This is a genomic window from Adlercreutzia sp. DFI.6.23, assembly GCF_024462535.1.
Taxonomy (GTDB): domain Bacteria; phylum Actinomycetota; class Coriobacteriia; order Coriobacteriales; family Eggerthellaceae; genus Adlercreutzia; species Adlercreutzia rubneri.
Map to the genome: position 1 here is coordinate 56,578 of NZ_JANGBP010000005.1, position 14,945 is coordinate 71,522.

General features: G+C 64.3%; 12 protein-coding genes. 10 read left to right on the top strand and 2 right to left on the bottom strand.

Going from position 1 to position 14,945, the window contains the following annotated elements; translation table 11 throughout:
* Nucleotides 1-49: 49 nt before the first annotated feature.
* Nucleotides 50-1,651 carry a Na+/H+ antiporter NhaA gene (nhaA, locus tag NE591_RS06150; RefSeq protein ID WP_227070369.1) on the bottom strand — a complete coding sequence of 534 codons (1,602 nt, stop codon included), beginning with the start codon at nucleotides 1,649-1,651 and terminating at the stop codon, nucleotides 50-52.
* Between the two features lie 372 nt (nucleotides 1,652-2,023).
* Between nhaA and hpf the strand changes: the two genes are divergently transcribed.
* From hpf to NE591_RS06170, 4 genes are all read left to right on the top strand, one after another.
* On the top strand, nucleotides 2,024-2,608 hold the full coding sequence (gene hpf, locus NE591_RS06155) for a ribosome hibernation-promoting factor, HPF/YfiA family (protein ID WP_114539663.1): 585 nt from the start codon (nucleotides 2,024-2,026) through the stop codon (nucleotides 2,606-2,608).
* 3 nt (nucleotides 2,609-2,611) lie between these two features.
* Nucleotides 2,612-2,830, top strand: coding sequence for an acyl carrier protein (locus NE591_RS06160; RefSeq protein ID WP_016309287.1), 219 nt, complete (start codon nucleotides 2,612-2,614; stop codon nucleotides 2,828-2,830).
* 700 nt (nucleotides 2,831-3,530) lie between these two features.
* Nucleotides 3,531-3,770 carry a metal-sensing transcriptional repressor gene (locus NE591_RS06165; RefSeq protein ID WP_371130576.1) on the top strand — a complete coding sequence of 80 codons (240 nt, stop codon included), beginning with the start codon at nucleotides 3,531-3,533 and terminating at the stop codon, nucleotides 3,768-3,770.
* Between the two features lie 12 nt (nucleotides 3,771-3,782).
* Complete coding sequence (locus tag NE591_RS06170; protein WP_275178660.1) at nucleotides 3,783-6,293, top strand: cation-translocating P-type ATPase; 2,511 nt, start codon at nucleotides 3,783-3,785, stop codon at nucleotides 6,291-6,293.
* A 300-nt stretch (nucleotides 6,294-6,593) separates the two neighbouring features.
* Here the strand turns inward: NE591_RS06170 and NE591_RS06180 are convergent, their stop codons facing one another.
* Nucleotides 6,594-7,109 (bottom strand): DUF6125 family protein, encoded by a 516-nt coding sequence (locus tag NE591_RS06180; RefSeq protein ID WP_114539666.1) that lies wholly within the window; start codon nucleotides 7,107-7,109, stop codon nucleotides 6,594-6,596.
* 112 nt (nucleotides 7,110-7,221) lie between these two features.
* Between NE591_RS06180 and glmU the strand changes: the two genes are divergently transcribed.
* From glmU to NE591_RS06210, 6 genes are all read left to right on the top strand, one after another.
* Complete coding sequence (gene glmU / locus NE591_RS06185; RefSeq protein ID WP_114539667.1) at nucleotides 7,222-8,598, top strand: bifunctional UDP-N-acetylglucosamine diphosphorylase/glucosamine-1-phosphate N-acetyltransferase GlmU; 1,377 nt, start codon at nucleotides 7,222-7,224, stop codon at nucleotides 8,596-8,598.
* A gap of 88 nt (nucleotides 8,599-8,686) precedes the next feature.
* Nucleotides 8,687-9,652 carry a ribose-phosphate pyrophosphokinase gene (locus NE591_RS06190; RefSeq protein ID WP_022740387.1) on the top strand — a complete coding sequence of 322 codons (966 nt, stop codon included), beginning with the start codon at nucleotides 8,687-8,689 and terminating at the stop codon, nucleotides 9,650-9,652.
* A gap of 182 nt (nucleotides 9,653-9,834) precedes the next feature.
* Complete coding sequence (gene pth / locus NE591_RS06195; RefSeq protein WP_114539677.1) at nucleotides 9,835-10,395, top strand: aminoacyl-tRNA hydrolase; 561 nt, start codon at nucleotides 9,835-9,837, stop codon at nucleotides 10,393-10,395.
* A 138-nt stretch (nucleotides 10,396-10,533) separates the two neighbouring features.
* The gene (locus NE591_RS06200) at nucleotides 10,534-11,946 is read left to right on the top strand and encodes an MFS transporter (protein ID WP_114539668.1); all 1,413 of its coding nucleotides are present in this window, start codon (nucleotides 10,534-10,536) and stop codon (nucleotides 11,944-11,946) included.
* Nucleotides 11,947-12,417: 471 nt separating this feature from the next.
* Nucleotides 12,418-14,319, top strand: coding sequence for an ABC-F family ATP-binding cassette domain-containing protein (locus NE591_RS06205; protein WP_114540584.1), 1,902 nt, complete (start codon nucleotides 12,418-12,420; stop codon nucleotides 14,317-14,319).
* Complete coding sequence (locus NE591_RS06210) at nucleotides 14,319-14,936, top strand: YigZ family protein (RefSeq protein WP_114540585.1); 618 nt, start codon at nucleotides 14,319-14,321, stop codon at nucleotides 14,934-14,936. Before NE591_RS06205 ends, NE591_RS06210 begins: the two co-directional genes overlap by 1 nt.
* The last annotated feature ends 9 nt before the right edge of the window (nucleotides 14,937-14,945 follow it).

The following is a 14,945-nucleotide window of genomic DNA, read 5'->3' on the forward strand; positions in this document are numbered from 1 at the left end:
GAAAGAGCGCCCTCCGAAAGTACGAAAAGCCCGCGGACCGACGCGTCCCCTAGGGCCGCGTGCCGGTGACGTCTTCGGCTTCCTCGGCCTCGGCCTCGTCGCGGATCTCGTGCACGACGAACTCCGCCACGCCGCCCTCGGCTTCCAGCACCTCGCGCACATCGTCGACCAGATCCTCGTCGCCGCAGCCGAGAACCACGTCGTCGGCCATATCGGCGGCTTCCTCGCCGGCGGTCTGGCGCACCACCTCATCCAGCGAGGCGGACACGTACGAGATGCCCTGGCGCTCGGCCGCCTTCGCCTGCATGAACAGGAACAAAAAGCCGATCACGCCGGCCAGAAGCGAGGCCGACAGAATGCCGATCTTCGCATCGGCGATGAGCACGGCCTCGGGGAAGGCGAGGTTCGCCACGAAGATGGCCATGGTGAAGCCCACGCCGCCCAGGATGCCGGCACCCAGCATATGGATCCAGTTAACATGATCGGGCAGGTTGGCGATCTTCAGCTTCACCGTCAAGAAGCTGAAGAGCAGGATGCCGATGGGCTTGCCCAGAAGCAATCCTAAGAACACGCCGAAGAACACCGGGCTCGAGACCATAGCGAGAACATCGCCGCCAAGGAAGCTCACATCGGCGTTGGTCAGCGCGAACAGGGGCAGCACGGCAAAGTACACCCACGGGTACAGCATATGCTCCAAGCGCGTGGCCGGGGGTACCACCTGACGAGCAACACTGGAGAGCCGGGTGACGGTGAACATGTAATCCTTCTGAAGCGTCACCGGCTCGGTCTCCACATAGGCGGCGCGCGCCTCGCGAACCCGGTCGCCCGACCAGGTCATGAACTTCTGCAGATCGACGCGCGACCCCGTGGGGATCGTGAAGGCGAGCAGCACGCCGGCGATGGTGGAATGAACACCGGACATGAACACCGCGAACCACAACAGGCAACCCACCAGCATGTAAGGCGTCAGGGCGTACACGTGCGCCCGGTTCATCAGTACGAGCACCACGAGAATGGCCGCAGCAATGGCAAGCCACATGAGCGAGGGACTCTGACCGTAGAAGATGGCAATGACGAGAATGGCGATGATGTCGTCGGCCACGGCCAAGGTGGAGAGGAACACGCGCACGCCGTTGGGCACGCGGTTGCCGAGCAGCGCCATGATGCCCAAGGCGAAGGCGATATCGGTCGCCGTCGGCACGCCCCAGCCGTGGGAGGTCTCAGGGTTGGTGGCGTTGAAGATGGAGTAGATGACGATAGGGGCCAGAACGCCGCCGCAGGCCGCGATGATGGGCAGCGCCGCCTGGCGGATGTTCGTGAGCTCGCCGACGGTCATCTCGTATTTGATCTCTAACCCTACGAGCAGGAAGAACACCGCCATGAAGATGTCGTTGATGATATGGGCCAGCGACATCTCGCCGATAAAGCCGCCGACGCCCACCACTACATGGGTGTGCCAGAACTCCTCAAAGGGCTCGAAGAACGGCGAGTTCGCGATAACGAGGGCCACAATAGCCGCCGCCAGCATGATGGCCGCCGCTTTCGTGGACGAACTCGTAAATTGGATGACTTTCAACCAGCGACGCTGATGCCCCTGGACTTCATCAATGAAGATATGATGCGGATCGGGATTCTTCGCAGTGGGTTCCATGCCTTACATCCTCAATTTCTCTTACCGACTCAGCCGCCTGCGAGCAAGGCAGCTTCACAGATATCCGTTAATTGTAACCGCTTTCCCTTTCGCTTCAGCGAAAATCCCTATCTGTAAAGTCCCCGTAGCAGCCTTTTTCACACGAAAACGAGAACCGTTCGACTTCAAAGGCGCTGCATTCCGAAAACAGTCCTCAGACGGCAATCGTTTTCTTGCAACCTCAAATTGCTCGGTCAATCTCGCGAAAAGTGCGCTATGCTGTTTTTTCCAGTTTGGAAGGGTGCGTTTTACGCATGGTGCGCTCAGGTGCCCCAGCGGGCTCGCGCCTTCCACGCTGATTGTGCAAGCAACGAGCTAAAAGAGGTGGAAATCATGACGATCACCGTGTCCGGACGCAAAATGCCCGTCACCGACGCCCTTCGTCAGTACGCTGAGGAGAAGGTCGGTAACGCGATCAAGGCTGTGGACGCCGACACCGTCTCCACGGAAATTGTTCTTTACACCGAGAAGAACCCGGCCAACCCGCTGCCGGCTATTTGCGAGGTTACCGTCCGCGTCAAGGGCCACATCGTGCGCGTGGAGGAAAGCGAAGAGGACATGTACGCCGCCATCGACGTGGCTGCCGCCAAGGTCGCCCGCCAGCTGCGCAAGTACAAGACCCGCGTGCTGGACAAGAAGGTTCGCGCCACGGAGCGCATCGTCGACTACGCCCACGAGGACGCCCACCCGGAGAGCGAGCTGGATCTCGACCGTCTGATGGACGAGCTGTCCGAGGACGAGATCGTCCGCCGCAAGGAGACGGAGTTCACGCCCATGACCGAAGAAGAGGCGCTCGTCCAGATCGATCTTCTGGGCCACGACTTTTTCGCGTACACTGATCGCGACACCAATCTGGTGCACATCCTGTACCGCCGTGAGGACGGCGGCTACGGTCTGCTCACCCAAAAGGAGGATTAGTTCATGGCCACTATCGACACTATCGCCGGCGTTCTCGAGAGCAACCTCGACATCGACCCCGCCACCGTCACCCCCGAGGCGACCTTCGAGTCCCTCGGTATCGACTCGCTGGACATGGTCGAGCTCATCTGCGACTTGGAGGAGGCCTGCGAGGTCGACTTCGGCGAGCCCGAGGGGCTTGTCACCGTGGGCGATCTCGTCGCTTACATCGACTCGCTGTAAGCCGCCCGCCGCGTTTCAGCAGAACTGGGGCCCCGCAGCCGTGAGGTTGCGGGGCCTTTTTCGTTGTCTGGTTCCCTGTGTCTGCGCCGAAAGAGGCCCGTCTGGGCTCGTGCCGCTTTGCCGGAGGAAACGTGTCTGAGCCCCGTTCGATAAGAGCGGTCGCGCTCCACTTCCATAAGAATCGATTCCGGTCGGCCTTCCGGTAATGGTCGCTTCACGCTTCGTCTCGTCTCGCTCGGTAATTGAAGACCCCTGGCATTGCATGAAATCGCGAGTTGTAAGCGTCTGAAAGCTCATTCTTGTCTTCGAATTTAATATCTTGCGATAAATCCAGGTGAATGTAGCTCCTTCAGGTATCGCTAGGACGCTTACAACTCGAGATTTCATGCAGAATCGCGTGGTTTCGTTGACTGAGACATTTCCCGATGCGTTCCTCTATTGACGAAAATACCCCCTAGGGGTATAAATGCTGCGAACATAAGGACAACATCGCAAGCGAAGGAGCGCCATGGCGGACGAGAAAACGCGTAGCGGAGGAGGGGCGGCCCAGGGGGTGGCGAAGGCCGGCGCGAATAGAACGGATCGGACGGATAGAGCAGATCGGACGGGTAGAGCAGATCAGGCGGATCAGGCGGACCAGGCGTCCGATTGTCCCTGTCGGCACAAGAGCACGCCGCGCAGCATGGAGCTGCAGGCGGATATGCAGAAGCGGCTGAACCGGGCCATCGGTCAGCTTACCGGCGTGAAGGCCATGATCGAGGACAACCGCTACTGCGGTGATGTGCTCACGCAGCTGGCCGCCGCCGAGTCCGCCGTGCGGCGGGTGTCGGAGATGGTGCTGGCCGAGCATATGCGCACCTGCGTGGTGGAAGAGGTGCGCGCCGGCAACGATGAGGTGATCGACGAAGTGATGGCGCTCATGCGCCGCTTCTCGAAGTAAGGAAGGCGAGCTATGACCCGGCAAGAGACGATTCAGCAGAAGACGACCCAGCAAGAACCGATCCGGCAAGAGCTGCCGCAGCCCAACGGCGAAGCGCCTCGCGCCAACCTGCGCCTGGCTATCGACGGCATGCACTGCGCGAACTGCGCGGCCAACATCGAGAAGCACTACCGCGCCACGCCCGGCGTCGTGGATGTGGCGGTGAACCTGGCCAACAACACGGGGCGCGTGGTGTTCGACCCGGCCCAGGCCAGCGTAGACGACATGCTCGCCGTTTTCGACGACCTGTCCTTCACGGCTGAGATCATCCCCGAGGACGCACCGCTGGTGGATGAGAAGCGCCGCGCCCGCGAGGCCGCCCGGGCCAAGCGCGATCGCAAGGTGTTCGGCGCGGCCGCCGTGCTCACGGTGATCATCGTGGCCATCGGCATGATTCCCGGCTGGCACATGGGGGTGGGCAGCGCCCTGGCCGGCCTGTTCGTGGCCGATCCCACCCATGTGCAGGCCATGTTCGCGGCGAATCTCCTGTTGTTGGCGCTCACGGCTCCGGTGCAGTTCGGCTGCGGCGCGCGGTTCTACAAGGGCGCCTGGGGGTCGCTGAAGGGCGGCTCGGCGAACATGGACGTGCTGGTGGCGCTCGGTACTTCCATCGCGTTTCTGTTCTCGCTGTGGATCACGTTTCTGCCGGTGGTCACGGGGGACTGGGAAAGCCATGCGGCGCTCGCCATCAACGATGGCATGCCCTATTTCGAGACCTGCGCCATGCTCATCACCTTCGTGCTGTTCGGCAAGATGCTGGAAAGCCGCGCCAAGGGCGCCACGAACCAGGCCATCGAGTCGCTCATGAACCTGACGCCGCCCACGGCTCGGGTGGTGCGCGGCGGCGAGGAGCGCGAGGTACCGTTGGCCCAGGTGGTGGCCGGCGACACGGTGCTCGTGCGGCCGGGTGAGAAGATGCCGGTCGATGGCGTGGTGGTGGAAGGCGCCACGGAAGTGGACGAGTCCATGCTGACCGGCGAGACGCTGCCTGTGGTAAAAGCCGCGGGCGACGCGGTGACCGGGGGCACCCAGAACACTACCGGCGCGGTGACCGTGCGCGCCCTGCGCGTGGGCGCCGACTCCACGCTGGCCCGCATCGTGCGCGCCGTGGAGGACGCCCAGGGCACGAAAGCCCCCATCCAGCGCATCGCCGACCGCATTGCGGCGGTGTTCGTGCCCGCCATCCTGCTGATCGCGCTCGTCGTGTTCTGCGCATGGTTCTTCCTCGTACCGGCCGGCTCCGACGGCCGCCTGGTGCAGGCGCTCATGCCGGCCATCGCCGTCATCTGCGTGGCCTGCCCCTGCGCGCTGGGCCTGGCGACCCCCACGGCGCTCACCGTGGGTATGGGGAAGGGCGCCCAGCTCGGCGTGCTCATTAAGGACGGCACGGTGCTGGAGACCATGGGCAACTTGTCGGCGGCCGTTTTCGACAAGACGGGCACCCTCACCCAGGGCGAGCCGGTCGTTGTGGCCTGCGACGTTCCCGATGACGCCCTGCGCCTGGCCGCCGCCCTGGAGGAAAGGAGCGAGCACCCCCTGGCCCGCGCCGTTGTGACCTACGCGACCGGACGCGACCTGGCGCCGCTGCCGGCGGCCGCCTCCTTCGAGGCCGTCGTCGGCGAGGGCGTGCGCGGCGTCGTGGAAGGCCACGAGGTGTTCGTGGGCGTCGGGAAGGCCGAAGGCGACGGGGCCGGCGCTTCGGGCTCACTCGTGTCCATCGACGGGGTGGCCGCAGGTCGCATCCAGTTCCGCGACGAGCCCAAACCGGACGCGGCGGCCACGGTGCGCGAGCTGTCTCGCGACTTCGCTGTGACCTCCTACATGGTCACCGGCGATGCCGCGCCCACGGCCCGGGCCATCGCCGAGGAGGTGGGCATCGCGCCCGACCACGTGTTCGCCGGTGTGAAACCGCTCGAGAAGGCCGATTGCGTGCGCGCCGTGCGGGGCGCCGCCGATATCGCCATGCTCGGCAATGCCGCCGCCGAGGCCCGCGATACCGAGAAGGATGACGAGCGCATTTTGGAAATGGAGGCGGCCGACCCGGCCTTCATAGCCGCCTCTGACCCCGACATGGGCGCTCCCGCCGAGCCTGTGCCCCTCGAGTCCCCGGCGGAGGCCGCCCAAGATGCGGCTGCCGGCGCGAAGACCGTCGTGGCCTTCGTAGGCGACGGCATCAACGACGCCCCGGCGCTGGCTGCCGCCGACGTCGGCGTGGCGCTGGCCTCGGGCACCGATGTGGCCCTGGATGCCGGTTCTGTGGTGCTCATGCGCAACCGCCTGTCCGACCTCATCGTGGCCCTGCGCCTGTCGAAGGCCACCATGCGCAAGATCAAGCAGAACCTGTTCTGGGCGCTCATCTACAACTGCATCATGATCCCGCTGGCCGCCGTGGGCATCCTCGCCCCGGCCCTCGCCGGCGCCGCCATGGCCCTCTCCAGCGTCAGCGTCGTCAGCAACTCCCTTTTGCTGAAGCGATTCAAGTAAGGGGAGCGGGCGTGAAGCCGGGAGGGATACCCGCGCAAAACGCGAGGTGAGGGCCGGGCCATCGTGTCATAGGGGCGCCCCTCGCAAGATGCGGGCGCCCCTTCTGGCAAGTTTTCCGAGTTTTTCGACATGCTCGGTTCGCGCCAAAGCCTCTCGTGGCGTTTCAGCTGTCTTGATCTAGCGATATTCGCTATATGAGGCAGGAATTCCGCCTCGGGCACCTTTGTCGCCGGCCCTTCGCGTCGAAAAGCGGAAAAAAACTTGCCAAATTCGGCCGAATCTCTCTGCGCAGTCTTAGGTCTATCCCTCCATCCGGAAGCGCCAAGCGCAGTTGCAGGTGTCGTCGGCGATGGCGGGGTAGCAGCTTACGCACTCGCACTGAATGCGATCATCCAGGCCAGCGGCAAAGCCGGCGTATTCCAACTCGCCGACGCTTTTGCAGGGATGAAAGTCCATGCCCTTGCGCTTGCGGGCGTTTTGCACGCGGCAGTCGGTGATGCGGAAGGCGAGCGAGCCGTCGTCTTCCCAGCGAATCTCCCATTCGTTCGCAAGTGAGGTGCAGCGCAAAGGCAGCGCCTCGGCGAGTCCCTCGAGACCGCAGCTATCCGAAAGGCCGAGTAGCTTCTTCAGGCGCCGGGCCTCGCTGGGCACGAAGCGTCGCCAGGCCGTGCGGTCGTGCTCCATGGCCGCGTCCATGCCCTGCTCGCGTTCCAGCGACTGGAACCACGTGCCGTCCAGCGCGATGAGGTCCTTTGCAGTGATTTCCAAAAGTTCGATGAGCTCTTCGCGGGTCAGTGCATCCAATCCTTGGGCCATGGTCGCTCCTTTCCCTCGTGTCGACCTGCTCGATTATAGGCTTCTTGCGCTATACTAGGCCAATTGGAAATGGGCGCGAACGGGCGCACGTATAGCTATAGAAGGGCGTTTCATGGAAACTGCTGCGATTATTTTGGCCGCGGGGGCCGGTACCCGTATGAAGTCGAAGAAGCCGAAGGTGGTTCACGAGGTGCTGGGCCGCCCGCTCGTGCGGTGGGTCGTGGAAGCGGCCAAGGAGGCGGGCGCCGATAGGGTCGTCACCGTGGTGGGGCATCAGCGCGACCAGGTGATCCCTTTGGTGGAAGGCGATACCGAGATCGTCGTGCAGGAGGCCCAGCGCGGCACGGCCGACGCGGTGCTGGCCGCCGCCGATGCCCTGGCCGGCTTCGACGGCGCCGTCGTGGTGCTCTCCGGCGACTCTCCGCTCATTCAGCCCGAGACCATTCGCCAGATGGCGGCCCTGCGCGAGGAGCACAACGCGGCGGTCATCGTGCTCACTATGGAGCTTGAAAACCCCTTCGGCTACGGTCGCATCGTGCGCGACGGTGCCGGGGAGGTGGCCCGCATCGTCGAGCAGAAGGACGCGAGCCCCGAGGAAGCGGCCATCACCGAGTGCAACTCCGGCGTCTACTGCTTCGACGCCCGCGCCCTTTTCGACGCACTTTCCCAGGTGAACTCCGACAACGCCCAGGGCGAGTTCTACCTCACCGACGTGCTGGCCATCAGCCGCGCCGCCGGGCGGCCCGTGCTCGCCTATAAGACGAGCGATGCGGAGCAGTGTCTCGGCGTGAACTCCCGCGGTCAGCTGGCCGAGGCGACCCGCGTCATGCAGCGGCGCATCAACGACGCGCACATGGCCGCCGGCGTCACGATGTGGGATCCGGCCACGGCCTACATCGGCCCCGAGGTGGAGATCGCCCCCGACGTGGAGCTTCTGCCCAACGTCATGCTGCTGGGGAAGACGACGATCGGCGAGGACAGCGTCGTGGGCCCCGACAGCCGCCTGACCGACACGCGCGTCGGTCGCGGCTGCCGCATCGACGAGACCGTGGCGGTGGAGGCGCTCATCGACGACGGCGCCACCTGCGGCCCGCGCGCCTATCTGCGTCCGGCGGCGCACTTGTGCGAGGGCGCCAAGGCCGGCACCCATGTGGAGATCAAGAAATCCACCATCGGCAAGGGCTCGAAGGTGCCGCATCTGTCCTACATCGGCGACACCACCATGGGGGAGGGCGTGAACATCGGCGCCGGCTCCATCACCTGCAATTACGACGGCGCGAACAAGCACGCCACTATCATCGGGGACGGCGCCTTCATCGGCTCCGACACCATGATGGTGGCGCCCGTGACCATCGGCGCCGGTGCGCTTGTGGGCGCCGGCTCCACCATCACCAAGGACGTGACGCCGGGAGCGCTGGCCCTCGGGCGCGCCAGACAGCAGGAGATAGAAGGCTGGGTGGCGGCGCACCCCATCGAGAAGAAGAAATAGTCGGTCGGGCCGCTTCAGCCCGCACGAAGCGGCCCATCGTACTACAATAATCGAAGCTGAAAGACCCGTCGCAGAAGGGACGCACCCCATGACCGAGATGACCAAGCGCATGATCCTGTTCTCCGGCTCGGTGAATCCGGAGCTGGCCGAGGAGATCGCCAAGTATCTGAACGTGAACCTCGGCAACATCAAGCACGAGAAGTTCGCCAACGGCGAGATCTACGCCCGCTATCAGGAGTCCATCCGCGGCGCCGACGTGTTCCTCATCCAGTCGGTGTGCGCGAGCGAGACCTTCGACGTGAACGACGCCCTCATGGAGCTGCTCATCATGGCCGATGCCGCCAAGCGCGCAAGCGCCCGCTCCATCTCGGCGGTCATCGCGCACTACGGTTACGCCCGTCAGGACCGCAAGGCCGCCCCGCGCGAGCCCATCACGGCCAAGCTCGTGGCCGATCTGCTCGAGGTCTCCGGCATCGACAACATCATCACGGTGGATCTGCACCAGGACGCCATCCAGGGTTTCTTCGACATCCCCGTGAACCACATGACGGCCATGCCCATTTTCGTGGACTACTTTCGCAACAAGGGTTTCGATCCCGAGCGCTTGTGCGTGGTCTCGCCGGACGTGGGTCGCGCGAAGGCGGCGAAGAAGTTCTCCACGGCGCTCGATTGCGACATCGCCATCATGCACAAGGACCGCCCGAAGCACAACCAGGCCGAGATCACGGCGCTCATCGGCGATGTCACCGACAAGATCTGCATCCTTAACGACGACATGATCGACACCGGCGGATCCCTTGTGGCCGCGGCGGCCACGCTGAAGGCCAAGGGCGCCGCCGAGGTGTACGCCTGCGCTACCCACGGCCTGTTCTCCGGCCCGGCCTACGAGCGTTTGGAGAACTCCTGCATCGAGGAAGTGGTGGTCACCAACGCCGTGCCCGTGCCGCTGGCGCGCCAGACCGGCAAGATCAAGGTGCTCTCCATCGCGCCGCTGTTCGCGCAGACCATCGATGTCGTGTACAACAACGGCTCTATTGGGAAATTGTTCGAATAGCTGCTTGGCTGTCCGGCCCGAGTCCCCGGGGGGGAAGCCCGCGCTCAAACAGCATTGAGGCGCGGATCGCTTCGAGGGCTTCGGGCTCTCCCTTTTTGCACTTCAATGAACTGCGCGCGGGCCCCCTCCCCGGGGACTCGGGCCTACTCTTCCAAAGATGAATGACGGAAATAGGTGACAAGTTGTATATGATCGCGGGCCTGGGGAATCCGGGCGAGGAGTACGAGCACACGCGGCACAACGCCGGGTTCGATACGGTGGACGCGCTCGCCGACGAGCTGGGCGTGCGCTACTGGAAGAACGAGGGCGGGGCGCTCGTGGGGAAGGCGAGCTACCGCGGCCACGAGCTTCTACTTGTGAAGCCCCAGAGCTTCATGAACACCTCTGGCGGCCCGGTGAGCAAGCTCATGCGCGCTTATGGTGTGGCCCCTGACCATCTCATCGTCGTCCACGACGAGCTGGACATCGAGCCGGGCACCATTCGCGTGAAGTTCGGCGGCGGGCACGCCGGGCACAACGGGCTGCGCTCCATCTGCGACAAGCTGGGCACGCGCGACTGGTTCCGGGTGCGCATCGGCATCGGGCGGCCGCCGGGACGCAAGCCCGTGGTCGACTGGGTGCTCTCGCGCCCGCGCAGCAAGGACGACACCGAGGCTTTCGATCACGCGGTGTCCGAGGGTGCGGACGCGGTGCTGTGCCTCATCGACAACGGGCTGGAGAAGACCCAGCAGAAATTCAACTAGCTCGAATTCCAAGATCGAGCGTTATAATGGCGGAGGGGCGCGGTGCGTCCCTCCGTTCGTTTTGTAGCCACGTGCCAGATTTCGGGTGCCCGAGCGAAATCTCGAACGCCCTGTCATGCTGAAGGTACGGAGGTTTCCATGCATCTTTCCGAGAAGGGGCACACCTACGCCCTGTTCGCCATCGTTGTCATCACCTGCGCTTTGGGCTCTCTCACCCAAACGGTGATGAACTCCATGCTCACGGAAGTGTGCGACGACTTCGCCATCGATGCGGCGCAGGGGCAATGGGTCACGACCATCTACATGCTCACGATGGGGGTCACGGTGCCGGTGGTCACTTACCTTGCGCGCCGGTTCTCGTTGAAGCGCTTGGTGTACTTGGCGCTGGGCTTCTACCTGGCGGGTTCCGTGGCCGGTCTCTTCGCTCCGGTCTTCGCCGTGCTTATTGCGGCTCGGGTGCTGCAGGCCATCGCCACGGGCATTACACTGCCGCTCGTGCAGTCGGTGGCTATGACGCGTTTTCCTCGGGAGCGCACGGGCACGGCTATGGGCATCGGCGGTATCGCTATGGGGTTCGCGCCCAATATCGGGCCGCTTATCGGCGGTGCGCTCGCCGGCAGCTGGGGATGGCGCAGCTTCTACATCATACTTGCGGGCCTTCTCGCCGTGCTGTGGGTCGCCAACGCAGTTCTGGTGAAGAGCCACGGCGACCACGATACGCGCCCGGTGTTCGACTACCCGTCGTTCGTGCAGTCCACGCTGGGCTTCGGCGGCCTTCTGCTGGGAGCCTCTAACGCGGCCACGATGCCGCTGTCCGCCCCTTCGGTGTGGTTGCCGGCGCTTCTGGGTGCGGTGTTTATCGCGGTGTTCGTGCGGCGCCAGCGCGTGATCGCCCATCCGCTCATCTGCTTGGATATTTTCGCGTCGCGTCACTACCGGCCCGGGTTCGTGGCGCAGAACTGCCTGTTCGCGTCGTTCATGGGCATCACGCTCGTTCTGCCGCTGTTCATCCAAGGGCCCTGCCATATGACGGCACTGGATGCTGGCATCGCGTTCATCCCCGCCACGGTGGTGGCGCTGTTCGTGAACCCGTTGGCCGGCGTGCTGGTGGACAAGGTGGGCGCCCGGGCCGTGTGCATCACTTCCTCGGTCTTCCTCACGGTGGGAGCCGCCTCGTTCATGTTCGTGGGCCCAGGCACGCCGCTGTGGGTCCTCACGCTGCTGCAGGGTGTGCGCGCCGTGGGTGTGAGCGGGCTGGTGGGGCCGCTGAACTCCTATGGGTTGTCGGGCTTGAGCGGCGGCCTCGTCATGGACGGCAGCGCGTTCTTCGCCACGGCCCGTCAGGTGTGCGCCTCGCTGGGCACGGCACTTATGATGCTGATCGTCACCGTGGTGGGTGCGGCCGTAGCCGTCGCGGATCCGGCCGCTGCCGGCGCTGCTGCCGTCGACGGCGGGGCGAGCCTGTCCGCGCTGCCCTACCAGCTGGCTTTTGCCCTCTCCACGCTGTTCGCCGCCGCCGTGCTGGTGACGGCCCTTTGGAAGATACGCTGAGCAGAAAGCGAGTTTAACTCGCTGAAATGGCTTGAAAATGACGAAACATCGGTTTTGCGGCCCTTAAAAGTTAGAATAAACTAACCTTCATCTGCGGTTTTCCGAGACAAATCACTCCTTTTTCGCTGCGGTGGGTGCCGTTTTGCCGATGTTTCGTGATTTCCAAGCCATTTCGCCCGAGAAAGCACCGTTCTGGCCGATCTTTCGTGATTTCCAAGCCATTTTCCCCGGGACGGTATCAACCTGGCCGATGTTTCGTCATTTCCAAGCCATTTTGCTCCCGAAGGGCTTCAGTGCTCGTTTCGTTGAGGGGATGGAGCCGCTGGAAAGAGCCATGGTTTATAATCGATGGCGTATCGAATTGACTTGCGAAGCGTGCCTCGCGGCTTGGTGGAGGCGCGAGATGTGATAAACGAACGGGGCCGGCAATCCTGAGGTTGGGCGCGGTCTCCAATGTGAAAGGCGGCCTTCGTGGCGTTTCTTCTCGGTTGTGAAAAGGTGCGGGTGGAATTCCCCACGAAGACGGTGTTCGAGGGACTGTCCCTCGGGGTGGACGAGGGGGCCCGCATCGGTATTGTGGGCCAGAACGGCGATGGCAAGTCCACGCTTCTGCGAGTGCTCTCCGGCGACGTGGAAGTGGACGACGGCCGCGTCATCCGCACCCGCGGCGTGTCGGTGGGCATGCTCGGCCAGAGCGACGACTTACGCGATGGGGACACCGTTGAACGGGCCGTCGTGGGGGACCGTCCCGAATACGAATGGGCCGGCGACCCTCGGGTTCGCGCCATCATCGCGGGGCTGCTCGAGGATGTGGATTGGAACGCGACAGTGGGCACCCTTTCGGGCGGCCAGCGGCGACGGGTCGATCTGGCCCGGCTGCTCATCGGTGACTGGGACGTGCTCATGCTGGACGAGCCCACCAACCACCTGGACGTGCGCGCCATCACCTGGCTCGCCGAGCACCTGAAGACCCGCTGGCGCCGCGGGGCAGGGGCGCTGCTCGTGGTGACCCACGACCGTTGGTTTCTCGACGAGGTCTGCGAGGCGATGTGGGAGGTGCACGGCCGCCGTGTCTGGCCCTTCGAGGGAGGCTTTTCCGCTTACATCATGCAGCGGGTGGAGCGGGATCGCCTGGAGGCTCTGGCCGAGCAGAAGCGCCAGAACGCCCTGCGCCGCGAGCTGGCGTGGCTATCCCGCGGCGCCCGCGCCCGGGCCACCAAGCCCAAGTTCCACGTGGCCGCCGCCCAGGCGCTCATTGCCGACGTGCCGCCCTTGCGCAACGAGCTGGAGCTCAAGCGCATGGCCATGGCGCGCCTCGGCAAGCAGGTGGTCGATCTGAAAGGCGCATCGCTGCGCTTCGGGAACCGCGTCATCTTGGACGATGTCGACTGGATCATCGGCCCCGGCGATCGCTACGGCATCGTGGGCGCCAACGGCATCGGCAAGACGACGCTTCTGCGCATCATCCAAGGGCTGCAGCCGCTCGATTCCGGGCGCGTGAAAATCGGCCAGACCGTGCGTTTCGCCGTGCTGTCGCAGCATTTGGACGAGCTGCGCAAGCTCGGCGACGACCGCGTGCGCCAGGTGATCTCGCGCTACTCGCGGCGCACGATGCTCGACGGCAAGGAGATGACACCGGGGCAGCTGCTCGAACGGCTCGGGTTCACCAAAGATGACCAGAACGAGCCGGTGTGCGACCTGTCCGGCGGCCAGAAGCGTCGGTTGGCGCTCATGCTCATCTTGCTGGACGAGCCCAACGTGCTCATCTTGGACGAGCCGGGAAACGACTTGGACACCGACATGCTGGCGGCGGTGGAGAGCCTGCTCGACGGCTGGCCCGGCACGCTTCTGCTCGTCACCCACGACCGCTACCTCATGGAGCGCGTGACCGACCACCAGTTCGCGCTGATAAACGGCAAGGTGCGCCACCTTCCCGGCGGCGTGGACGAGTACCTGAAGCTCGCGGAAGAGGTCGACCGCGAGGCGGCGAAAAACACTGAGGGCGGCCGCAGGGGCGGCTCTGGAACTTGTCCTGGAAACGGCATCGCAAACCGTCCTGGTTCCTCCGTCGGGGGCGACCTTGGTCGCCCCTCGTCCGCGGCGTCCAATGATTCCGGGAATGCGGCCGCCCCTTCCACCCCTACCCTCTCCGGCGGCGAGCAGCGCGCCCTGCGCAAGCTCATGGCTTCCAACGAGAAGAAGATCGAGACCTTAAAGGGCAAGATCGAGAAGAAGCAGCTGGAAATGGCTGCCGCCGACCAGTCCGACTACCTGGTGCTCACCGCCATGCAAGAGGAGATCGCCGACTTCGAGGCTCAGATAGAATCCCTCGAGCTGGAATGGTTCGAAGCCGCCGAGAAACTGGGGGAGTAGTGGCCGCGTACAAGACCATAGCCGCTCCCGCCGAGGCGGAGATCGTCGAGAAGAAGAGCCGCTTCATCGGGCAGATCGCGCCGGTGTCCACCGAGGAAGAGGCGCTCGCGTTCATCGCTGAGGTGAAGGCGGCCCACCGCATGGCGCGCCACAACGTGTATGCCTATGTGCTGCGGGGCGGGCGCGTGCGCTACACCGACGACGGGGAGCCGGCCAAGACGGCGGGCATGCCCACCCTCGAGGCTATTCAGCATGCGGGCTTGGAAGATGTGGCGGTGGTGGTCACCCGCTACTTCGGCGGCATTCTGCTCGGCACCGGCGGCCTGGTGCGCGCTTACACCGACGCCACGAAAGCGGCCATCGAAGCGGCGGACATCGTCACGGTGTCGGTCTGCGTCGACATCGTTCTGGAAGTTCCCTACGGTCTGTACGAGCAGCTGTGCCGGGTGGCCGAGGGCTGCGGCGCGAAGCTTGCCGAGAGCGACTTCGCCGAGAACGTCCTGCTCACCTTCCGCATGCTCGACGGCACCCAGGCCTCCTTCCTGGAAAAGCTCACCGAGCTCACCCGCGGCCAAAGTGAAATCATCGTGACGGAGCCCTTCGACGCGGCGTTCTAAGGGGCGCGC

Bases quoted from the DNA above. Each gene is read 5' to 3' on its own strand.
- nhaA (WP_227070369.1), bottom strand. From the start codon at position 1,651: ATGGAACCCACTGCGAAGAATCCCGATCCGCATCATATCTTCATTGAT.
- hpf (WP_114539663.1), top strand. From the start codon at position 2,024: ATGACGATCACCGTGTCCGGACGCAAAATGCCCGTCACCGACGCCCTT.
- NE591_RS06160 (WP_016309287.1), top strand. From the start codon at position 2,612: ATGGCCACTATCGACACTATCGCCGGCGTTCTCGAGAGCAACCTCGAC.
- NE591_RS06165 (WP_371130576.1), top strand. From the start codon at position 3,531: ATGCAGAAGCGGCTGAACCGGGCCATCGGTCAGCTTACCGGCGTGAAG.
- NE591_RS06170 (WP_275178660.1), top strand. From the start codon at position 3,783: ATGACCCGGCAAGAGACGATTCAGCAGAAGACGACCCAGCAAGAACCG.
- NE591_RS06180 (WP_114539666.1), bottom strand. From the start codon at position 7,109: ATGGCCCAAGGATTGGATGCACTGACCCGCGAAGAGCTCATCGAACTT.
- glmU (WP_114539667.1), top strand. From the start codon at position 7,222: ATGGAAACTGCTGCGATTATTTTGGCCGCGGGGGCCGGTACCCGTATG.
- NE591_RS06190 (WP_022740387.1), top strand. From the start codon at position 8,687: ATGACCGAGATGACCAAGCGCATGATCCTGTTCTCCGGCTCGGTGAAT.
- NE591_RS06200 (WP_114539668.1), top strand. From the start codon at position 10,534: ATGCATCTTTCCGAGAAGGGGCACACCTACGCCCTGTTCGCCATCGTT.